Consider the following 21,835-nt stretch of genomic DNA (forward strand, 5'->3'; position numbering starts at 1 on the left):
TGACGAAAGATTGAGTTTGACGTTCAGGCCTACCCTGCTGGTCGCCCTCGCGGCGTTTTCGGCCTGCGCCCATGCAGCGGCGGCGGAACCCCGCGCGCAGATCCGGGGCGACATGGACGGCGATCTGCGGCGGGCGCTGGAGCGGGCCGTGGGCGAGGTGGACGGCGCGCCGGCCAGCCGCTTCGAGGCGCGTCGTCGCGCCGAGAGCGCCGTGACCTCGGCGACCGCCCTGCTGCGGTCCGAAGGCTACTATCAACCGGTCGTCGAAGACATCGTCGAGGGCGAGGAGACGCCGATCGCGGTGGTTTCGGTCGAACCGGGGCGCCGTTTCCTGCTGACCGTCCCGACGATCCAGTGGGCCGACCCCGCGCCTGAGGCCGAGGCGGCGGACAAGGCCAAGACTGCGATCGCGCTGAAGGCGGGCGATCCAGGTAGAGCGGCAGACGTCATATCCGGCGAAGGTCGGGCCGTGGCGGCGTTGGTACGTGACGGCTATGCCGACGCCAAGGCCAATCCGCGCCGTGTCGTGGTGGATCACGCGGCCTTCACCGTCGCGCCCGAGTATCGCATCGCCTCCGGCGCGCTGGTGCGTCTGGACGGCGTGCGCCTGACCAGCCAGGGCCGCACCAATCCCGCCTGGGTGGCGGGCCTGGCGCCGTGGAACGAGGGCGATCGCTACGATCCCGAGATGGTCGCGGAGCTAGAACGCCGGCTGCTGGACACCGGCGTCTATGACGGCGTCAGCGTCGCGCTGTCGCCGCTGGACCAGATCACCGCCGACGGTCATCGCCCGGTCGTGGTCAGCCTGCAAGACCGCCCCCGTCGCGTGCTGGAGGCCGGCGCCACCTGGTCAACGGCCGAGGGCGCGGGCGTGGACGTGATCCAGACCCGCTACAACCGCTTCGGCCGCGCCGACACCCTGAGGCTTGAAGCGCGACTGGCCGACATCGACAGCCGGATCGGCGCCGACCTGTCCCTGCCCCACTGGCGCCGACCCGGCCGGACGCTGAAGCTGGGCGCGGCGGTCGTAAACGAAGACACCGACGCCTATCTGCGCACCGCCGTGGTTCTGTACGCCGACCTGCAACAGCGGATCGGCAAGACCTCCTATTTCAACTACGGAATCGGGCTGGACGCCGGGCGCTACAGCGAGACTCGCTACGACTTCACCACCCTGCCCCCGCAGCGCGTGACCTTCGACCGCGATCTAGCGATCATCACCGCGCGGACCAGCGCCTATATCGACCGCTCCAATGATCCGCTGAACCCGACCAAGGGCTGGCGGGTCAATCTGGCGGTTCAGCCGACGGCGGTGACCGGCGAGAGCAACATCCTGTTCCTGCGCACCGAAACGCAAGGCACCGCCTACTTCCCCGTCGCGGGTGATCGCACCATCCTGGCCGGGCGCATGAAGATCGGCTCTATCGTCGGCGGCAGCGAGCTGAACGTGCCGGCCGACCGTCTGTTCTATTCCGGCGGCGGCGGTTCGGTGCGGGGCTATTCGTACCAGAACGTCAATCCGCAGCTGCCGGACGGCACGCCGCGGGGCGGTCTGTCGCTGTTCGAAACCTCGTTCGAGGTGCGCCAGTCGATCGGTCAGAGCTTCCAGGCAGTCGCCTTCGTCGATGCCGGGTCCGTGGGCTTCCAGGAGACGCCGAACCTGACCAACATGCGCTACGGCGCGGGCGTGGGGGTGCGCTACATGCTGCCGTTCGGACCGATCCGGGCGGATGTCGCCATGCCGCTGAACAAGCGTGAGGGCGATTCCGCCTTCCAGATCTACATCAGCATCGGGCAGGCGTTTTGACCGATACACCGCCCGAAACCACGCCTGAAGACACGACGCCCGCCAAGGCGGCGCGGCCCGCAAAGCCGCGTCGCGGGCTGCTTAGACGCATCGCTCTGGGCGTGGGCGTGGTGCTGGCCGGACTGCTGGTGCTGATCGCCGCCGCCCTGGTCGGAGGGCGTTACTACATCGCCTCGGACGGCGGTCGCGACATGGTTCTGCAACGGCTTCAGGACCTGAAGATCAGCCGCTACGGCCGGCTGAAGGTCTATGGGCTGAAGGGCGATCTGCTCAGCGACTTCACCATCGACCGCATCACATTGGCCGACAGTCAGGGTATCTGGCTGGAGGCGAACAACCTCAGCATGGACTGGTCGTATCTGGCCCTGCTGGGCCGCAGCTTCCATGCAAACGACATCAAGGCCGAGACCATTCGCGTCCTGCGTCGGCCTGTGGTCGAGCCGCCCACTGGCGAACCGCCCAGCCCCCAGCCGATCTCGGTCCGCATCGACAAGTTCGCGGCCAACATCGAACTGATGGAAGGTTTTTCCAAGGAATACGGCCGTTGGAGCCTGTCGGGGAACGCCAGCCTGCCACGCGCCGGGGCCAAGAGCGCGATGGTCAACGCCGACAGCCTGAACCGGCCGGGCGACTTCCTGCGTCTGGCGGCGACATTCGGGGGCAAACTCGAAGACACGCGCCTGAACCTGCGCGCCAATGAGGCTCAGGGCGGACCGCTGGCCGGCGCCTTGGGCTATTCGCCGGATCAGCCGTTCTCGGCGGTCGCGGTTCTGAACGCCGATGTGGTCAATGCGCGGGTCCAGACGGGGCAGTTCGTCCCCCTGATCGTCCAGGGCCATTTCGGCGACAAGGGCTCTCGCGTCGCGGGCTTCGCCGACTTCAGCAACTCGGACCTGCTGGCGCCCTTCGTCACCAAGATCGGCCGCACCGCGCGGTTCGGCTTCGCCATGGTGCCGACGCCGGACAAGGCCAGCCAGGGCGTGGCGTGGAAGCTGATTTCCGACAATGTCCAGTCCGAAGCGCGCGGCCTGATCCGCAACTCCGACCGCAGTTCGCCCGACGGAATCAGTCTGAATATTCAGACGGCCTCGCTGAGCCGGCTTGTCGGGTCCGATGTGGCGGGCCCAGCGGCCTATTCCGGCCTGTTCAAGGGTGACGCCCAGACCTGGACGCTCGATGGCCAGGTCACCCTGCTGAACGCCAATGTCGCCAGCTATCGCGCCACGCGCATCGCCGGACCGTTGAACGTCGCGGTCAAGAACGGTCGCATCGATCTGGACGGCGACATCCGTGCGAACGGCGGATCAGGCGAAGGCATCATCGGCGGCCTCTTGGGTCCCGCCCCGCGCGTGCAGATGAAGGCGGCGCGGATGAAGGACGGCGCCATCCTGCTGACCAAGGTCGATTTGCAGGGCCAAGGCCTGACGCTGAACGGCTCGGGCTCGCGCAATCTGCTGGGCGGGATGAACTTCCGCGGCGAGGCGCAGTTGACCGACGCCAGGCGCGTGCTGCCCGACGCGCGCGGCGCCTTCGGCGGCCCGATCCGGGCTTCGTCGGCGCGGGCCGGCGCTCCGTGGGTGCTGAACTTCGACGGACGGGGCCGCAATCTGACGGTGGGTCTGGACGAACTGGATCGCCTGCTCGGCAAGACCCCGCGCCTGCAACTGGCCGGCAAGCTGAACGGCGGACGCATCGAGGTCGAGCGCGGCGAACTGACCGGCGCGGCTGGGCGCGCGGGGGCCAAGGGCATCATCGAAACCGCCGGCAAGCTGAGGCTGGCGCTGGACTGGAACGCGCGCGGCCCGTTCGCGGCCGGGCCGGTCGAGATCGGCGGCGACATGAATGGACGCGGCGCCCTGACCGGCACACTGGCCCAGCCGCGCGTCGATCTGACCGCCGGCTTCCAGCAGGTCACGGCCGGCGCCCTGACGCTGAACAACGCCGACCTGACGCTCAGCTTCCGCAAAGGGGCAGATGCATCTGACGGCCGGATTTCGGTGGTCAGCGGCTCGAACTATGGTCCGGCGCGCGCCTCGGGCAACTTCTTCTTGGGCGGCAAGCGCATTCGGCTCAGCGATCTGGACGTGGACGCCGGCGGCGTGACGGCCAGGGGCGCCATCGCCCTGTCCGACAGCATTCCGTCCAGCGCGGACCTGACCTTCTCGGCGCGCGCAGGGGCATTCCTGGCTTCGGGCGAAGCCAACGGACGGGTGCGGCTGACTGACGGCGGCGGATCGGACAGCGCCATTCTGGACGTCAGCGGTCGCAACGTCCGGCTGGCGGGTCAGAGCTGGATCATTCGCAATCTGGATCTGGACGGGCGCGGCACGCTGAACAACCTGCCCTTCACCCTGGCGCTGGACGTGGGCGGCCCCAACCCGGCCCAGTTCAACGGCACGGGCGTCTATTCGCGTCAGAACACGACGCACGGTCTGACGCTTCGCGGCGGCGGCCGGGTGCGCGAGGTGGCCTTCACGACCCGCAGCCCGGCCGCGATCACCCTGACCGGCGCCACCCGCACGGCGCATCTGGATCTGGGCGTGGGCGGCGGCGTGCTGCTGGCCGACCTGCGTCAGGATGCGCGCGGCGCCGCGATCCAGGCCGACCTGACGCGGGTCGATCTGGGCTCGATCTCTCCCGAACTGCGCGGCAGCGTGACGGGTCAGGTCGCCCTACGTGGCGCCGGCAGCGATCTGTCGGGTACGGCCAATATCGCGCTCCAGAACGTGCGCAGCATCGATGCGCCGCGCGGCCTGGCCGTCGATGGGCGCGTGGACGCGACCCTGGCGGGCGACCGGCTGAGCATCAAGGCGACGGCGGTCGACGAGGGCGCGGTTCAGGCCTCGGCTGACGTCGTCCTGCCGGTCGAGGCCTCGGCGGCGCCGCTGCGGCTAGCCATCGCTCGGACGCGCGAAATGTCGGGCCGGGTGTCGATCAACGGTCAGATCCAGCCGATCTGGGACCTGTTCCTGGGCGGCGACCGCAGCCTGGCGGGTCAGGTGGCGGGTCAGGCGACGATCGGCGGGACGCTGAACGCACCGCGTCTGAACGGCCGGTTCGATCTGAGCCAAGGCTCCTATCGCGAGAACGCGGTCGGCCTGGTGCTCAGCGACCTGACGCTGCGGACCCGGTTCGACGACACAGCCGCCCAGATCGAAACCTTCACGGCCAACGATGGCAAGGGCGGCACCGTGTCAGGCCAAGGCCGCATAGGCCTGCGCCAAGGATCGGGATCGAACGCGCAACTGATGCTGAACCGCTTCCGGGTCATCGACAACGATATCGCCGAGGCGCGCGCCTCGGGACCGATCACCATCGTTCGCGGCGCCGACGGCAATATTCAGCTGGGCGGCCGGATCGACATCGACGAGGCCAAGATCGAACCGGAACTGCCCGGCGCGACCGGCATCGTCTCGATGGACGTGGTCGAGATCAATCGTCCGGGCGGCGATCCGGAGGAGACCGAGCAGAAGGCGCGCGGCCCGCAGATCGGCATGGACATCGTCCTGCGGTCCAGCGGCGGCAAGGTGCGGGTCAACGGGCGCGGCCTGAACGTGATCCTGGACGTGAACGCCCGGGTGCGCGGCACGATCGCCCAGCCGCAACTGACCGGCACGGCCAATGTGGTGCGCGGCGATTATGAGTTCGCGGGCAAGCGGTTCGTGTTCGACGACACCGGACGTGTCACCCTGTCGACCGATCCCAAGCAGATCCGTCTGAACCTGGCGGCGACGCGAGAGGACGCGGCCCTGACGGCCTCGATCAACGTCACCGGAACGGCCGCCGAACCCAAGATCGCCCTGACCTCCACCCCATCCCTGCCCCAGGACGAAATCCTGTCGCAGGTGCTGTTCGGACGGTCGGCGTCGCAGCTGTCAGCGTTCGAGGCGGCGCAGCTGGCGGCCGGGGTCGCGGCCCTGGCGGGCGGCGGCGGGTTCGACGTGATCGGCAACCTGCGCGAACTGGCGGGGCTGGACCGGCTGTCGTTCGGCGGCGACGCGTCTGCGGTGACGGTTGCGGGCGGTCGCTACATCACCGACGACGTCTATCTGGAGGTCATCGGCGGCGGTCAGAACGGTGCGGCGGTCAAGGTCGAATGGCAGCCCCGGCGCAACGTCGCCATCGCCTCGCAGTTCGGCGGCCAGGGTCAGACCAGCCTGTCGATCCGCTGGCGTCACGAAAGCCGAGAGGCGGGCGACCGTCGTCCGAACCGGGGCGGCCGCAACCGCTAGGCCGCCCCGCCGGATCTGTGGCTAGAGAACGTCCAGCACCCGCTCCACGGGTCGGCCGATGACGGCGCCCTTGTCGGTTTCGATGATCGGACGTTCGATCAGAATCGGCTGAGCGATCGCTGCAGCCAATATGGCTTTGTCATCCGCGCCGGCGTCCAGCAGAACCTTGGCGTCGGCCTCCTTCTTACGCAGCAGGCCGGACAGACCGACGTCGGTTCTGGACGCCAGACGCTCCAGCGTCTCTTGATCCCAGCCTGTCTTCAGATATTCGACCACCGTTGGTTCGACGCCCTGCTCGCGCAGCAGAGCCAGGGCGTTGCGCGACGTGCTGCATTTCGGATTGTGGTAGAGGACGACCGACATCACGCCTCCTGCTTCAGGCGATACAGCAGCATGGCGCCCTGCAGCGATGCGACATAGATCACGCCCGACACGATCATGGCCGGCCAGGTCGTCAGATTGATCCACAGCGGAAGGTCCGGCGACGGCATGGTCCCCAGCAGCCGCATCCCAAGATTGGCCACCACGCTGTAGGCGATCAGCGCCAGCATGATGATCGGAATGGCGCGCGTCATCATGCGCCACTGAACCACCGCCACGACGCCGTAGAACAGGACGGAGAAGATCGCGCCCGAGGCGATGGCGAAGGGCCACATGACCTTCATCATCTCCTGCTGCATGGCCAGTTGATCGGACGACAGACCCATCTTGGCGTATTCCGCGCTCATTGCCGTCTGGAACCAGCCCGAGGTGAACATCCACCAGGTCGGGATCAGGCCGACGATCAGGGCGATGACCAGGCCGATCACCATCGAGCGCGCGGAACGCTGGGCCTCGGCCATGCCGCGCGGCAGCTTCAGCGGGTTCATGGCGCGGAGCCAGAGATCGATCGTGTTGCGTGTCATGGGGGCCCTCGTTTCGAGCGGAACCTAGCGGTGATCGGCGATGACTTACAGGCCCCGACCTTCACCTTTGGGGTCGAGGCGTCTAGGGTCCGGCCGATGCGGATTCTGACCTCGGACCAGGCCGTCCTCGACCACGTCGCCGCGCGACGCGAGACGATCATCGGCCGCACCATCGACTGGGCGAACATCAACTCCGGCAGCCGCAACGCCGCCGGGCTGAATGCTGTGCTGGATGTTCTGGAAGCGGCGGCGAGCGCCCTGCCCGCCGCCGTCGAACGCCTCCCGACGCAGGGTTCGACCACCGTCGCCGACGACGGATCGGTGCGGACCGAGGCCCATGCCGACGCGCTGAAGATCACCGCCCGGCCGGATGCGCCGATCCAGGTCGTGCTGACCGGCCACTATGACACCGTCTTCCCCGCCGACAGCCGGTTCCAGACCGTGACCACGCGGGCCGACGGCGCCCTGAACGGGCCGGGCGTCGCCGACATGAAGGGCGGGATCAGCGTGCTTCTGGCCGCGCTGGAGGCGTTCGAGACCCATCCCGACAAACACGGCGTCGGCTGGACCGTGCTGCTGAGCCCCGACGAAGAAATTGGCTCGCCGGCGTCTGCTCCGCTGCTGGCCGAACTGGGCGCGCGCGGCCATGTCGGCCTGACCTACGAGCCGGCGCTGGCGGACGGCACGCTGGCGGGCGCGCGCAAGGGCAGCGGCAACTATCATCTGATCGTGACGGGTCGCGCCGCCCACGCCGGCCGCGCCTTCGACGAAGGCCGAAATGCGGTGGCCGGCGCCGCCATCATCGCCGCCGCCCTGCATGGACTGAACGGTCAGCACGAGGGCGTCACCGTCAACGTCGCCAAGATTTCGGGCGGAGGCGCGCTGAACGTTGTCGCCGACAACGCCGTGGTGCGGTTCAACGTCCGGGTGCCGGACAAGGCGGCTGCAGACTGGATCGACGCATCCGTGCGGGCCATCGCCGCGACACCGCCGTTCGAGGGCCTGACGCTGGATCTGCACGGCGGCTTCACCCGTGCGCCCAAACCGATGGACGCCGCCCAGACCGCCCTGTTCGAGGCGGTCAAGGAAGCGGGCGCCCTGCTGGGCCAGCCCATCGCCTGGAAACCGTCGGGCGGCGTGTGCGAGGGCAACAATCTGCACGCCGCCGGCCTGCCCAATATCGACACCCTGGGCGTGCGCGGCGGCGACATCCATTCGGATCAGGAGTTCGCCTGGCCCGACAGCTTCGTCGAACGCGCGCAGCTGAGCGCCCTGATCCTGTGCAAGATCGCGTCGGGTGAAATCGATGCGGCCAAACTGAAATCCCTGCGGATGGAAACCCTGTAGAATGCTCGTCGTCCGTCCCGCCGGCCCCGCCGATCTCGATCATCTGCTGGAACTGGCCATCCTGTCCGGCCCCGGCTTCACCAGCCTGCCTGAGGACCCCGACGCCCTGGCCGATCGGCTGGAGCTGAGCCAGGCAAGTTTCGAAGGTCGCGTGCCATGGCAAGAGGCCTGGTACACCCTGATGCTGGAAGACGGCGACACGGGTGACATCGACGGCGTCGGCTCGGTCAAGGCGACAGTCGGACTGAAGCGACCCTTCTTCTCGTTCCGCGTCGTCAACAACACCGTCCAGTCGCCTTCGCTGGGGGTGAAGCTCGATCACCAGACCCTGGTTCTGGTCAATGAATGCACGGGCTGGACCGAGGTCGGTTCGCTGTTTCTGAAGGCGGATCGGAGAAAGGGCGGCGCGGGCCGTCTGCTCAGCCAGTCGCGATACATGCTGATCGGCGCCCAGCCCGAGCTGTTTGCCGACAACGTGTTGGCGGAGTTGCGTGGCGTCTTCACGCCCGACGGCGCCTGCCCGTTCTGGGACCATGTGGCGCACAAGTTCTTCCCGATGGAGTTCGACCACGCCGACCGGATGACCGGCTCGACGGACAAGCAGTTCATCCTCGACCTGGCGCCGCGCCACCCGATCTATACCGAGTTGCTGCCCGAGCCGGCCCGCGCGGTGATCGGCAAGGTCCATCCGCAAGGCGTGCCGGCCATGGCCCTGCTGGAAAGCGAGGGCTTCCGGCCCAATGGTCTGGTCGACATCTTCGACGCCGGTCCGACCGTCGCCTGCGGGCGCGACAATATCCGGACCGTGCGCGACGCCCGGCGCCTGACGGTTCAGATCGTCGAGGGGGTTGAAGCCGAGTTGCCGGCCCTGATCTCAACCGACAGCGTCGCCGCCTTCCGCGCCGTTCGCGCCAAGGTCGACATCGATGGCGACGCCGTTCGCCTGACCGCCGAAACCGCCGCCGTGCTCAAGGTGCGCGGCGGAGACACTGTGCGAGTAAAATCATGACCCGTTTCACCTCCACCGATCCCGCCACCGAAGCGACCAACTGGGAGGGCGAGGCCGCCAACCCGGCCCAAGTCCAGGCCGCAGTCGACGCCGCCCGCGCCGCCTTCCCCGCCTGGGCCGATGCGCCGCGCGCCGAACGAATCGACGCGGTGAAGCGCTATCAGGCCGTCCTGAAAGATCGCGCGCCGCAGATCGCCGAGGCCATCGCGCGCGAGACCGGCAAGCCGCTGTGGGAAACCAAGACCGAGGCCGCCGCCATGATCGGCAAGGTGGACATCTCGATCCGCGCCTATGACGAGCGCACCGGCGAACGGACCAGCGATACGGCGTTCGGCCGCGCGACCCTGCGGCACCGTCCGCACGGCGTCGCGGCGGTGCTTGGCCCGTTCAACTTTCCCGGCCATCTGCCGAACGGCCATATCGTCCCGGCCCTGCTGGCGGGCGACACGGTCGTCTTCAAGCCGTCGGAAGAAACGCCCCTGGTCGGTCAGGTGATGGCCGAAGCCTTCGCCGCCGCCGATCTGCCCACCGGCGTGGTCAATGTGGTCCAGGGCGGTCGCGAGACCGGGGCGGCCCTGCTGGACGCCGGTATCGACGCCCTGATGTTCACCGGCTCGGGCGCGGCGGGCGCGCATTTCCGCAGAAAATTCGCCGACGATCCGCATGTCATCCTGGCGCTGGAACTGGGCGGCAATAACCCACTGGTCGTGTGGGACGCAGCGGATGCAGAGGCCGTCGCGGGCATCGCGGTTCAATCCGCCTTCATCACCACCGGCCAGCGTTGCTCGTGCGCGCGTCGCCTGATCGTGCCGGAAGGACCGCAAGGCGATGCGATCATCGAAGCCATCGCCGCCCTGTCCGATCGGCTGATCTTCGGCCCGTGGGACAGCGATCTCGAACCTTATGCCGGCCCGCTGATCTCGGCGCGTGCCGCCGAGGCGGCGCTGAAGGCGTTGCAGGACCGGATCGACATGGGGGCCAAGGTCATCCGCGCGTCGGGGCCGGTCGCCAATCTGCCCGGCGCCTTCGTCAAACCGGCCATCATCGACGTGACGGGGGTCGATGTGCCGGACGAGGAGATGTTCGCCCCCTTCCTGTCGGTGACGCGCGTCGCCTCGTTCGACGCGGCGATCCAGGCGGCGAACGCAACCCGCTACGGCCTGTCCGCCGGTCTGGTCAGCGATGATCCGAAGAACTGGGACCACTTCATCCGCCGCATCCGCGCCGGCGTGGTCAACTTCAACCGCCCGACCACCGGCGCCGCCGGCGACATGCCGTTCGGCGGCTTGGGGGCCAGCGGCAACCACCGGCCCAGCGCCTATTACGCTGCTGACTATTGCGCCTATCCGGTCGCCAGTTTCGAGGCCGACGCCGTCGCCAACATCGAAGGCGAGATCAAGGGATTGCGATGATCAGCGCTGTGGAGGCCAACGCCGACGGTCTGATCGGGCCGACCCATTCCTACGCTGGTCTGTCTCCGGGCAATCTGGCCTCCAGCCTGAACAAGGGCGAGGCGTCCAATCCACGCGCGGCCATGCTTCAGGGCCTCGACAAGATGAAGACGTTGGCGAACCTGGGCCTGCCCCAGTTCGTCCTGCCGCCGCATGAGCGGCCGAACATTCCCTTCCTGCGGACCCTGGGCTTCGCCGGCTCGGACGCCCAGGTCCTGGAGCGAGCCTGGCGGAGCGCGCCCTCGTTCGCCGCCGCCGCCTGCTCGGCCTCGCCCATGTGGGCGGCCAACGCCGCGACCGTGACGCCCAGCGCCGACGCCGCCGACGGCCGGGTGCATTTCACGCCGGCCAATCTGCACACCAATCTGCACCGCAGCCTGGAGCACCGGCAAACGAAGCGCGCGCTGAACGCCCTGTTTCCCGACGCCAGCCGGTTCGCCGTCCATGACGCCCTGCCCGCGGTCGCGCACCTGGCCGACGAAGGCGCTGCAAACCACGTTCGCCTGTGCGCCGAGCATGGTGGTCGGGGCGTCAATCTGCTAGTCTGGGGTCGCGAGGCGTTCGAGCCTTGGGACGGCCCCTTCCCCGCCCGCCAGACGCGCGAAGCGTCGGAAGCCATCGTGCGCCGCCACGAAGCCGGACGGCCGATCCTGGCCCAGCAATCCCGCGCCGCCATCGCCGGCGGCGCCTTCCACAACGACGTGGTCTGCGTCGGGGCGCTGGAAACCCTGTTCTTCCACGAGTTGGCGTTCGAGGACACGGCCGCAACCCAGGCCGCCATCCGCCGCGCGGCCGATGGTCTGTTCGAGCCGATCTTCGTCGAGGTCTCCTCCGCCGACCTGCCGTTGGCCGATGCGATTTCGAGCTATCTGTTCAACTCCATGCTGATCCAGGTTCCGGGCGAGGATCGCCTGACCCTGATCTGTCCGACCGAGACCCGCGACAACCCGCGCAGCCATGCGGTGGCGCAAGCCTTGGCCGCCTCCAACGGTCCGATCGGCAAGGTGCAGTATGTCGACGTGCGCCAGTCGATGCGCAATGGCGGCGGACCGGCTTGCCTGCGCCTGCGTGTCGTGCTGACCGAGGCCGAACTGGCTGCGACCAACCCGGCCATGCGCCTGAGCGACGATCTGCATGCACGTCTGTCGGACTGGGCCGGGCGCTGGTACCGCGATGAACTGCGCCCCGCCGATCTGGCCGATCCTCACCTGCTCACGGAAAGCCGCAGCGCGCTGGACGAGTTGACGACGATCCTGAACCTCGGAACCGACTTCTACCCCTTCCAGAGAGGCTGATCCGGCCATGATGACCGCAGCGCCCATGAGCCCCGCCCGCCGATTGAGAAATATCGTCGGCGGATCGGCCGGCAATCTGGTGGAGTGGTTTGACTGGTACGCCTATGCGGCCTTCACCCTGTATTTCGCCCCCGTCTTCTTCCCCAGCGAAGACCCGACGGCGCAACTGCTGAGCGCCGCCGCCGTCTTTGCGGTGGGCTTCTTGATGCGGCCTATCGGGGCATGGATTATGGGGGTCTATGCCGACCGCAAAGGTCGCAAGGCGGGGTTGACCCTCTCGGTGACCCTGATGTGCACCGGTTCGCTGATCATCGGCGTGACGCCCGGCTATGCCACGATCGGCCTGGCGGCGCCGGCGCTGCTGCTGTTCGCGCGGCTATTACAGGGGCTGAGCGTCGGCGGAGAATACGGATCCAGCGCCACCTATCTGTCCGAAATGGCCGAGCCGCATCGCCGAGGCTTCTGGTCCAGCTTCCAGTACGTCACCCTGATCTCGGGTCAATTGATCGCCCTGGTGCTGTTGATCGTGCTGCAGAACACGCTGAGCGAGACGGCGCTGGCCTCGTGGGGCTGGCGCATTCCCTTCTTCGTCGGCGCGGGCCTGGCGGTCGTCGTCTTCTGGCTGCGTCGCCGGCTGGACGAGACGCATAAGGCGACCGAGGCCAAGGACGCCCCGAAATCCAGCGCTTTGCAGTTGATCCTGAAACACCCGAAAGAGGCGTTGATGGTGCTGGGCCTGACGGCCGGCGGCACCTTGGCCTTCTACACCTACACGACCTACCTCCAGAAGTTTCTGGTCAACACGAGCGGGTTCTCCAAGAACACGGCGACTGAAATCAGCGCGGCGGCCTTGTTCATCTTCATGCTGCTTCAGCCGGCGGTCGGCGCGCTTTCGGACAGGGTGGGACGGCGTCCCGTGATGATCGCTTTCGGGGTGCTCGGGGTGTTGTGCACCGTGCCGATCATGACAACCCTATCGACGGTCGAGAGCCCTTTCATCGCCTTCCTCCTGGCGCTGGCTGGGCTGGTTATCGTGTCGGGCTACACCGCGATCAATGCGGTGGTGAAGGCCGAGCTGTTCCCCGCCCACATCCGCGCCCTCGGCGTCGCTCTGCCTTACGCCATCGCCAATGCGGTGTTCGGAGGCACGGCGGAATATGTGGCGCTGTGGCTTAAGGGCGCGGGCGTCGAGAGCGTCTTCTTCTGGTACGTGACCGGGATGATCGGGCTGTCGCTGCTGACCTTCATCCGCATGCGCGACACCAAGCACAACAGTCTGATCACGCACACCTAACGCCGATCAGGCCGCGAACCGCCCGCCGCGCTGGGCGTAGGCCTGGGTGCCGCGGGTGAAGAGCTGGTCGGTCGGCAGGACGGTTTCGATGGCGAGGTCGTCCTTGCCTTTCAGCGCCGCATAGACCGGCCCGAAGTCCTTGAGCGTCTCGTCCTTCAGGGCTTCCAGGCTGTCGATGACGAAATAGACCTGCTGGAAATCGTCGATCCGGTAGAGCGTCCGCATCACCCGCTCAAGGTCGAACCCCAGGCGGTTGGGCGACGGATCGTCCAGGGCAAAGACGCTCTCGGTCGCCGAGGAGACGATGCCGGCGCCGTAGATGCGAAGGCCGTCCGCCTCCTTCATCAGGCCGAACTCGACCGTGTACCAGTACAGGCGCGCCAGGTTCGGCAGCATGCCCAGGCCGGCCGCCCGCTGTCCGCCCTTGCCATAGGCCTCCATATAGGCGGCGAAATCGGGGTCGGTCAGCATCGGCACATGGCCGAAGACGTCGTGGAAGATGTCGGGCTCCTGGAGGTAATCCAGCTGGTCGGGTTTGCGGATAAACTGGCCCGAGACGAAGCGGCGATTGGCCAGATGGTCGAAGAAGACCTCGTCCGGCACCAGCCCGGGCACGCAGACGACGGTCCAGCCCGTCAGGGCCTGAAGCTTGGGATTGATCACGTCGAAGTCGGGAATGCCGCCGGCGTTCAAATCCAGCGCGTCCAGTCCCCGCATGAAGGCGTCGCAGGCGCGACCGGGCAGGATCTTCATCTGCCGGGCGTAAAGCGTTTCCCAGGTCTGGTGCTCGACTTCGGTATAGGCGGCCCAGTTCTGGGGAATGGTCCAGTCGGCGGCCGCGCCCTCGGGCGGCTTTTCGAAGACGTGTTCGAAGTCGGACATGGCGTATTCCTCTTTTGCCGTCATCCTAGCCCGGAGCCGCCATGGCTTCCAACCGTCAGTGAAGACGTTCGTGCAGCGGAGCGTGGTGGCCCATGCCGTCGGTGGTGAACCACCGCTCGGCGTCATCGGGCAGCAGGACGGAATCGCCGTCTTCCAGAGCGCCCTCGGCGGCGTAGGCGACAAAGCCGCCATCCTCGCCCAGGGCGAAGACGCGGTAGAAGGGCTGGTCCGGTCTGACCAGGCCGCTTTCACCGGCCGGTCCCTCATAGGCGTGATCGACATCCATTACGACGCCACGAAAGGCGTCGTCGCAGTGGCGGACAATCTGGCCGATGGCGAAACGTGCGGTCTGAATGCGGGTCATCGCACGTCATACGATTCAGCGCATGACCCTAATGCCTGCCGGTCTGTTCATCTTCCTGACAGAATGGCTTGGCGCGGACGATCTTGACGGGTTAGGCTGACCAAGACGGGCGCCGCTTTGGACCGCCCACAACGGATGACGGCCCATGCCGGAGACCCACGGCGCGCCCCGACGGCGCGACGAGCGGTCCCAGCCTCCCCGTTCGCGGGATGCGTCGGGTCGAGATGCGCCGCTGTATGGCGCGCTCGATCTGGGGACCAACAATTGCCGGCTGCTGATCGCGCGGCCGTCACGCGAAGGCTTTCGCGTGGTCGACAGCTTTAGCCGCATCGTGCGGCTGGGCGAAGGGCTGTCGCGGACGGGCCTTCTGGACCCGCGCGCCATGGACCGGGCCTATGACGCCCTGGCCCTGTGCGCCGAGCGGATCGTCAGGAAGGGCGTCGACTCGGCGCGACTGAGCGCCGTCGCCACACAGGCCTGCCGCGCGGCCGAGAACGGCGCCGACTTCATAGACCGTGTACGCAAGGGCACGGGCCTGCGCCTGCGGATCATCGATCCCGCCGAAGAGGCGCGGCTGGCGGTCGAGGGATGCCTGAACCTGATCGACCCCAAGGCCGAGGCGGTGCTGGTCATCGATGTCGGGGGGGGCTCGACCGAGATGTCGTGGCTGAAGCGCAGCGGGACCGACTGGACGACCACCGCCTGGATGTCGGCGCCGGTGGGGGTCGTGACCCTGGCCGAGCGGCATCCCGAGCCCCCGAACTCCGGCGGGGATTGGTACGAGGCGATGGTCGCCGACATGGGCGCGGCCATTGCAGCGGGCGGGATCGTCGATGAACCGATGCTGGACCTGTTCCGGCAGAACCGGGCGCATCTGGTCGGCACCTCGGGTGCGATCACCAGTCTGGCGGGCATTCACCTGAATCTGTCGCGCTACAATCGCGACCGCGTCGATGGCTTGTGGATGACGCGCGCGGACTGCGAGGCGGCGGCGGATCGCCTGAAGGCATTGGGGCCGGACGGCCGGGCGCGCGAGGCCTGCATCGGTCCCGATCGGGCGGACCTCGTTTTGGCGGGCGCCGCGATCCTGGAGGCGGTCCAAAGGGCTTGGCCGTCGCAACGGGTGCGGGTCGCGGATCGAGGCCTGCGCGAAGGCCTGCTGCTGCAACGGATGCGCGAAGACAAGAAGCCGCCGAGGGGACGGCGTCGTCGGCGCGGACGAGGGCGGCCGGCCTCCGCCGCCTGATCAGGCGGCGGGCGTGACGCGCACCGGCAGTTCGATATCGCAGACCGAGAAATCCGCGCCACGCGCCTGACGCGCCTGCTGCGCCAGGGTCTGGAAGGTGGCGGAGTTGGTGTTGAGCACGGCGGCCGTCGGACGTTCGGCTGCGGGCAGATCCGACGCCACGCGAACGCGGGTCATCTGATCCGGTCCCTGGACCAGACCATCCGGCGTGTCGCTGGCCTTCAGCGCTCGCACGACGTCCAGGCCGGACACGACCCGGCCCCAGACGGTGTAGCGCTTGTCCAGGGCCGGATAGGCCTGACGCATCAGGAAGAACTGGCTGTTGGCGGTGTCATTGCCCTCGTCACGCGCCATGCCCGCGACGCCCGGGCAATACAGGGCCCAACCGTGGACCTTCTTGTCGCTGGTGCCGGACATCAGGGCGTCAGGCTGGGTCTGGACCGGGATGGAATCGACAAAGCCGACCAGGGCGCCGACCGGGGCCGCCACCGGAGTGAAGGCCATGTCCGCGCCACGGCGGAAGGTGAACTCGGCTTTCAGGTCGGGATACCAGCTCTGCCCCTCGCCCGTGCCCAGCGGATCGCCGGTCTGGGCCATGAACCAGTCGATCACCCGGTGCCAGACCAGGTTGTCGAAGAAGCCGCGCGACGCAAGTAGCTTGATGCGTTCGACATGGGCGGGCGCGATCTCGGGCGTCAGTTCAACCAGAACCCGCCCCTTATTGGTGTCGATGACCAGCAGGTTCTCGGGCGCGATGGTCCTCCATTCACCGGGCGGCGGCGGAGGCGCGGGAACGGCGGTCGCGTCTTGCGCCAGGGCGGCGCCCGCCGTCGCAGCCAGCACGGCCGCGGCCATCGCCATCGCCATCGTTCGTATCGTCATCGTCCCCTCCCCCGTCTGCGAAAGCCTCAGCCACCCGTCACTTCGGCGACTGGTTGAACATCGCAGACGCTAAAGGCCGCGCCGCGCGCGGCGCGCGCCGCAGCGATCCGTTCGGCGAAGGCGGCGCTGCCGGCGTTCAACACGCGCACCGTCGGACGCTCGGCTTCGGGCAGGGCCGAGGCCATGCGGACGCGGGTCATGGTGTCGGGATCGGTCACCTTGCCGTCCTCGGCGTCAGAACCCTTTTTCAGCTTGCCGATCACGTCCAGGCCGGACACCACGCGACCGAAGGCAGTATAGATACCGTCCAACTGTTCTCGCGCGCCCATCATCAGGAAGAATTGGCTGTTGGCGCTGTCTGGCGAACCCGAGCGGGCCATGCCCAGCACGCCGGGGCAGAACAGGCCGTGGGCGTCGACCTTGAAGTCGGCGGTGACCATCATCTGGGCGTCGGGTTGGGTCTGGACCGGCAGATCACCGACCAGACCGCGCACGCCCGCGCCCACGCTGGGAACGGCGACAAAGCCGGCGTCGCGTCCACGACGGAAGCTGAACTCGGCCTTCAGGTCCGGCAACTCGCTGCCGCCCTCACCCGTGCCCTTCGGATCGCCGGTTTGCGCCATGAAATCAGGGATGACGCGATGGAACTTCAGACCATCGTAGAAGCCCTGGTTGGCCAGGGTCCGGATGCGTTCCGCATGGTTGGGCGCGGCGACGGGGATCAGTTCGACCAGCACCCGGCCCTTCGACGTATCGATAACGAGCAGGTTTTCCGGCGCGATGGCGCGCCAGTCGGACGCCGCCGGCGCCGTTTGCGCCACAGCGGGGGCCTGGGCTGCTCCAGCCGCGAAAAGAGCCGCGAGGGTCGCTGCGATGATGGCCTTACGCATGGTCTTGTCTACCCTAACCGTTCTTGACCTTGGCCCGCACGCGCTCGGCGATGGCGGGGCTGACGAAACTGTCGATCGCGCCGTCCAGCCGGGCGATCTCTTTGACGAGCCGCGAGGCGATGGCCTGATGGCGCGGATCGGCCATCAGGAATACGGTCTCGATGTCCTGATTGAGGCGCTGGTTCATGGCCGTCATCTGGAACTCGTATTCAAAGTCGGCGACGGCGCGCAGACCCCGGATGATGACGCTGGCGTCCAGCTCTTCGGCGAAATGCATCAGCAGTGTCGAAAACGGCTGGACCACGATGTCGCCGCCGAGGGGCGCCATCTCGGCCTTCAGCATCTCGACCCGTTCGGCGGTGGAGAACAGCGGCCCCTTGTCATCGTTCTGGGCCACGCCGATGACCAGTCGGTCCACCAGCTTCAGCGCGCGCTTGATGATGTCGGTATGCCCGTTCGTCACCGGGTCGAAGGTGCCCGGATAAAGTCCGATGCGCATGCGTGTCTCCCCGGCCTGTCGCGTGGCGTCAGCGTCGTTTAGCAGGTGCGAAATCAGCGGCCTAGCCGGCTGACGCCATCGTCATCGTCACGATCCGCGATGGGCTGGGGCGCCTGGGCGCTCCCGGCCGCTTCGACCTTGGCGAGCAGGACCGGATCATTGGCGAAGGCGACATCGTCGATGGCGGTGATCGGACAGACGGGCGTGGCGCTGTTGCACAGGAAAGCGCCGTCGAAGGCGCCGATCTCATCGAGACGGATCGGTCGCGTTTCACTGGTCAGCCCGACCTCGGGCAGCCCGCGCGTGATCATGGCCTGGGTCACGCCCGCCAGCATCGGGGCCTGGGGCCAGACGATCCGGTCGCCTTGGACGAAGCCGATGTTCCACAGCGTGCCCTCTGACACCCGCCCTTCACCATCCACAAACAGGGCGTCGTCAAACCCGGCGGCGCGCGCGGCGCGGCGCGCGCGAATCAGGCCGAAGGTGGCGAGATGCTTCAGATGCGGCGCCTCGCGCTCATAGGGCATAGCGGTAATCCGCACCCGGTTCGCCAGCGGCGGTGGCGCAGGGGAGACACTGGTCATCACCTTCGGTCGGCCGACATAGGTCGGGTTGCGATGGCCGATGTCGGGCGAGAACAGGTTGACGCGCAGCCAGCAGGCATCATGACCGGCGACGGCCAGCGCCATCAGACGCCGAAACTCTGCCTCGCCGGGGCTTTCGCCGAACAGTTCGACGGCGGCCTGCTCCAGACGCGCGAGGTGGAGGTCGAGGCCGCGCGCGGCGCCGTCCTCGACGCGGAAGGAGGTGTAGGCGCCGTAGTTGACCAAGGCCTGGTGCGCCAGGTCGTCAGGCGTGGCGGGAAGGCCGTCGATCAGAAACGTCGCGCTCAAACGACCCTCCCCTCTCCCGCTGGGCGGAGGCGGATCAGACCTCGCCGCCGTCTTCTCCGCCGACATCGGCATCATCTGCGCCGCCGCTTTCCGGCAGACGTTCAACCGAGACGACCTTCTCGTCCTTGCCGGTGCGGAAGATGGTGACGCCCTGGCTGGAGCGGCCGACGATGCGGACCTGATCGATGCGCGTGCGGATCATCTGACCGCCCGAGGTGACCAGCAGAAGGTCGTCCGTCTCCTCGACCGGGAAGGCCGCCGCCAGACGCGTGCCGGCGCGACCGCCCAGGCCGTGGGCCGTCAGACCCTGACCGCCACGACCGGTGCGGCGGTATTCGTAGGCCGAGGATCGTTTGCCGAAGCCGGTTTCAGTGACCGTCAGGATGAACTGTTCGGCGGCGCCCAGTTCGGCGATCCGCTCGACCGTCAGAGCCGCATCCGCGACCTCGTCTTCGGCCTCGACTGGGGCTGCGGCATCCTCTTCCGCTTCCGCGCCGGCCAAGGCCTTGCGCATCGCGTTGGCGTGTTTGACGTAGGCGGCGCGTTCTTCCGGCGTCGCGTCCACACGGCCCAGGATGGCCATGGAGATGACCTCGTCGCCGTCCTGCAGCCTCACGCCCCGGACGCCGGTCGAATCCCGCCCCTTGAACACGCGCACGTCGTCGGCCTTGAACCGGATCGCGCGGCCCAGCGCCGTGGTCAGCAGCACGTCGTCGTCCGCCGTGCACAGGCCGACGCCGACCATGCGGTCAGAGCCTTCCAGCTTCATGGCGATCTTGCCGGCGCGGTTCACGGTGGCGAAGTCCGACAGCTTGTTGCGCCGCACGTCGCCCGAGCTGGTGGCGAACATGATGTCGTAGTCGCCCCAGGTCGTCTCGTCCTCAGGCAGAGGCAGAACGTTCATGATGCTGTCGCCCGGCTCGATGGGCAGCAGATTGACGAAGGCCTTGCCCCGCGATTGCGGATTGCCCAGCGGCAGGCGCCAGGTCTTGAGCTTGTAGGCCTTGCCGTTGGTGGCGAAGAACAGGACCGGCGTGTGGGTCGAGGCGCTGAACACGCCTGTGATGGCGTCCTCGTCCTTCATCGACATGCCGCTGCGGCCCTTGCCGCCGCGATGCTGGGTCCGATAGGCGTTCAAGGCCACGCGCTTGACGTAGCCGCCGTGGGTGACGGTGACGACCATGTCCTCGCGCGGGATCAGGTCCTCGTCCTCCATCTCGCCGTCGCCTTCCCCGATCAGGGTACGGCGCGGAACGGCGAACCGGTCCTTCACGTCGATCAGGTCATCGCGGATGATGGCCAGGACGTTCTTGCGGTCCGACAGAATGGTCAGGTGGCCCTGGATAGTGTCGGCCAGGCCGTGCGCCTCGCCGAAGATGTCGTCGCGGCCGAGCCCCGTCAGGCGCGACAGGGTCAGAGCCAGGATGGCCCGGGCCTGTTCGTCGGTCAGACGGATCTTGTCGCCCTCGACGATGACAGTGCGCGGGTCGGCGATCAGCTCGACCAGGGCCATCATGTCGCCCACGGGCCAGGCCTTGGCCTGCAGCCGCTCGCGCGCCTCGGTCGGATCGGCCGAGGAGCGGATGATGTGGATCACCTCGTCGATATTGGCCACGGCGACGGCCAGACCGACCAGGACGTGGCCACGGTCGCGGGCCTTGTTCAGCTCGAACTTGACGCGGCGAACGACGACTTCCTCGCGGAAGTCGAGGAAGATCTGCAGCAGTTGGCGCAGGCCCATCTGCTCGGGTCGGCCGTGGTTCAGCGCCAGCATGTTGACGCCGAACGAGCTCTGCATGGCTGTATAGCGCCACAGCTGGTTCAGGATCACGTCGCCGGACGCGTCGCGCTTCAGCTCGATCACGATCCGCATGCCTTGGCGGTCGGATTCGTCGCGAACGTCGGAAATACCTTCCAGCCGCTTCTCGCGCACCATTTCGGCGATGCGTTCGATCAGGGTCTGTTTGTTGACCTGATAGGGCAGTTCGGTGACGACGATGGCCTCGCGGTCCTTGCGGATCTCCTCCACCGAGGCGCGGCCGCGCACGACGACCGAGCCACGACCGTCGCGCAGGGCGTTGCGCGGCGCGGTACGGCCCATGATCTCGCCGCCGGTCGGGAAGTCCGGGCCGGGCACGATGTCCAGCAGGGCGTCGTCGGTGACGTTCGGATCATCCAGCAGGGCCAGGGCCGCATCGACGACCTCGCCCAGATTGTGCGGCGGAATGTTGGTCGCCATGCCGACGGCGATGCCGCCCGCGCCGTTGACCAGCAGATTGGGAATCCGGCTCGGCAGAACGACCGGCTCCAGCTCCTTCTCGTCGTAGTTCGGCTGGAAATCGACCGTGTCCTTGTCGATGTCGGCCATCAGGGCGACGGCGGCCGGGGCCATCCGGGCTTCGGTGTAACGCATCGAGGCGGGCATATCGCCGTCGACCGAACCGAAGTTGCCCTGGCCGTCGACCAGCATCAGCCCCATCGAGAACGGCTGCGCCATCCGCACAAGGGCCATATAGACCGAGGCGTCGCCATGGGGGTGGAACCGGCCCAGCACGTCACCGACCACACGAGCGCATTTCGAATAGCTGCGCTCAGGCGTCATGTTCAGATCGTGCATCGAATACAGGATGCGACGGTGAACCGGTTTCAGCCCGTCCCGGGCGTCAGGAAGCGCGCGCGAGACGATCACGCTCATGGCGTAGTCGAGGTACGAACGCTTCAGTTCGTCCTCGATCGTGATCGTGGAAATGTCGGAGCCGCCGCCTCCCGGAACGATCGGAGATGCGGCGTTTTCGTAGCTGTCGTCGGTCAATGAAGCGTGGCTTTATGCGGCCGGAAT

Annotated in this window: 17 protein-coding genes; 8 read left to right on the plus strand and 9 right to left on the minus strand. The window is 67.5% G+C overall.

The window, feature by feature from the left end; genetic code table 11:
- Positions 1 to 16 precede the first annotated feature (16 nt).
- Together PFY01_RS12405 and PFY01_RS12410 are read left to right on the plus strand one after the other, a co-directional pair.
- Positions 17 to 1,807 carry an autotransporter assembly complex protein TamA gene (locus PFY01_RS12405; protein WP_271041497.1) on the plus strand — a complete coding sequence of 597 codons (1,791 nt, stop codon included), beginning with the start codon at positions 17 to 19 and terminating at the stop codon, positions 1,805 to 1,807.
- Entirely contained in the window at positions 1,804 to 6,039 is a 4,236-nt protein-coding gene (locus PFY01_RS12410; RefSeq protein ID WP_271041498.1) for a translocation/assembly module TamB domain-containing protein, read from the plus strand. The genes PFY01_RS12405 and PFY01_RS12410 overlap by 4 nt, the downstream gene beginning before the upstream one ends.
- A gap of 21 nt (positions 6,040 to 6,060) precedes the next feature.
- On the opposite strand, the gene arsC is transcribed toward PFY01_RS12410, so the two are convergent.
- On the minus strand, positions 6,061 to 6,402 hold the full coding sequence (gene arsC / locus PFY01_RS12415; protein WP_271041499.1) for an arsenate reductase (glutaredoxin): 342 nt from the start codon (positions 6,400 to 6,402) through the stop codon (positions 6,061 to 6,063).
- Positions 6,402 to 6,944 (minus strand): hypothetical protein, encoded by a 543-nt coding sequence (locus PFY01_RS12420; protein ID WP_271041500.1) that lies wholly within the window; start codon positions 6,942 to 6,944, stop codon positions 6,402 to 6,404. Before PFY01_RS12420 ends, arsC begins: the two co-directional genes overlap by 1 nt.
- A gap of 96 nt (positions 6,945 to 7,040) precedes the next feature.
- Here PFY01_RS12420 and PFY01_RS12425 point away from each other — a divergent pair, with 96 nt between their 5' ends.
- Genes PFY01_RS12425 through PFY01_RS12445 form a run of 5 tightly spaced genes read left to right on the plus strand, consistent with a single transcriptional unit; the run spans position 7,041 to position 13,340 of the window.
- Positions 7,041 to 8,291: a hydrolase gene (locus tag PFY01_RS12425; protein ID WP_271041501.1), complete on the plus strand. Its 1,251-nt coding sequence runs from the start codon at positions 7,041 to 7,043 to the stop codon at positions 8,289 to 8,291.
- Position 8,292: 1 nt separating this feature from the next.
- The gene (locus tag PFY01_RS12430; RefSeq protein ID WP_271041502.1) at positions 8,293 to 9,300 is read left to right on the plus strand and encodes an arginine N-succinyltransferase; all 1,008 of its coding nucleotides are present in this window, start codon (positions 8,293 to 8,295) and stop codon (positions 9,298 to 9,300) included.
- Complete coding sequence (gene astD, locus PFY01_RS12435; RefSeq protein WP_271041503.1) at positions 9,297 to 10,712, plus strand: succinylglutamate-semialdehyde dehydrogenase; 1,416 nt, start codon at positions 9,297 to 9,299, stop codon at positions 10,710 to 10,712. The genes PFY01_RS12430 and astD overlap by 4 nt, the downstream gene beginning before the upstream one ends.
- Complete coding sequence (gene astB / locus PFY01_RS12440) at positions 10,709 to 12,046, plus strand: N-succinylarginine dihydrolase (RefSeq protein ID WP_271041504.1); 1,338 nt, start codon at positions 10,709 to 10,711, stop codon at positions 12,044 to 12,046. The genes astD and astB overlap by 4 nt, the downstream gene beginning before the upstream one ends.
- Positions 12,047 to 12,071: 25 nt before the next feature.
- Positions 12,072 to 13,340: an MFS transporter gene (locus PFY01_RS12445; RefSeq protein WP_271041505.1), complete on the plus strand. Its 1,269-nt coding sequence runs from the start codon at positions 12,072 to 12,074 to the stop codon at positions 13,338 to 13,340.
- Positions 13,341 to 13,346: 6 nt separating this feature from the next.
- Here the strand turns inward: PFY01_RS12445 and phhA are convergent, their stop codons facing one another.
- Entirely contained in the window at positions 13,347 to 14,222 is an 876-nt protein-coding gene (gene phhA / locus PFY01_RS12450; protein ID WP_271041506.1) for a phenylalanine 4-monooxygenase, read from the minus strand.
- 55 nt (positions 14,223 to 14,277) lie between these two features.
- Positions 14,278 to 14,586, minus strand: a complete 309-nt coding sequence (hspQ, locus tag PFY01_RS12455; protein ID WP_271041507.1) for a heat shock protein HspQ — start codon at positions 14,584 to 14,586, stop codon at positions 14,278 to 14,280.
- Between the two features lie 145 nt (positions 14,587 to 14,731).
- Here hspQ and PFY01_RS12460 point away from each other — a divergent pair, with 145 nt between their 5' ends.
- Positions 14,732 to 15,832 carry a Ppx/GppA phosphatase family protein gene (locus PFY01_RS12460; protein ID WP_271041508.1) on the plus strand — a complete coding sequence of 367 codons (1,101 nt, stop codon included), beginning with the start codon at positions 14,732 to 14,734 and terminating at the stop codon, positions 15,830 to 15,832.
- Here PFY01_RS12460 and PFY01_RS12465 read toward each other — a convergent pair whose 3' ends face one another.
- Genes PFY01_RS12465 through gyrA form a run of 5 tightly spaced genes read right to left on the minus strand, consistent with a single transcriptional unit; the run spans position 15,833 to position 21,808 of the window.
- Positions 15,833 to 16,714, minus strand: coding sequence for a peptidylprolyl isomerase (locus PFY01_RS12465; protein WP_271041509.1), 882 nt, complete (start codon positions 16,712 to 16,714; stop codon positions 15,833 to 15,835). It abuts the gene before it with no gap.
- A 26-nt stretch (positions 16,715 to 16,740) separates the two neighbouring features.
- Complete coding sequence (locus PFY01_RS12470; protein WP_271041510.1) at positions 16,741 to 17,604, minus strand: peptidylprolyl isomerase; 864 nt, start codon at positions 17,602 to 17,604, stop codon at positions 16,741 to 16,743.
- Positions 17,605 to 17,617: 13 nt separating this feature from the next.
- The gene (gene coaD / locus PFY01_RS12475) at positions 17,618 to 18,103 is read right to left on the minus strand and encodes a pantetheine-phosphate adenylyltransferase (RefSeq protein WP_017504115.1); all 486 of its coding nucleotides are present in this window, start codon (positions 18,101 to 18,103) and stop codon (positions 17,618 to 17,620) included.
- A gap of 53 nt (positions 18,104 to 18,156) precedes the next feature.
- Positions 18,157 to 18,996 (minus strand): aminotransferase class IV, encoded by an 840-nt coding sequence (locus PFY01_RS12480; protein ID WP_271041511.1) that lies wholly within the window; start codon positions 18,994 to 18,996, stop codon positions 18,157 to 18,159.
- 34 nt (positions 18,997 to 19,030) lie between these two features.
- Positions 19,031 to 21,808 (minus strand): DNA gyrase subunit A, encoded by a 2,778-nt coding sequence (gene gyrA, locus PFY01_RS12485; RefSeq protein WP_271041512.1) that lies wholly within the window; start codon positions 21,806 to 21,808, stop codon positions 19,031 to 19,033.
- Between the last annotated feature and the right edge of the window lie 27 nt (positions 21,809 to 21,835).

The sequence above is a fragment of the Brevundimonas vesicularis genome, assembly GCF_027886425.1.
In the GTDB taxonomy this organism is placed as follows: domain Bacteria; phylum Pseudomonadota; class Alphaproteobacteria; order Caulobacterales; family Caulobacteraceae; genus Brevundimonas; species Brevundimonas vesicularis_C.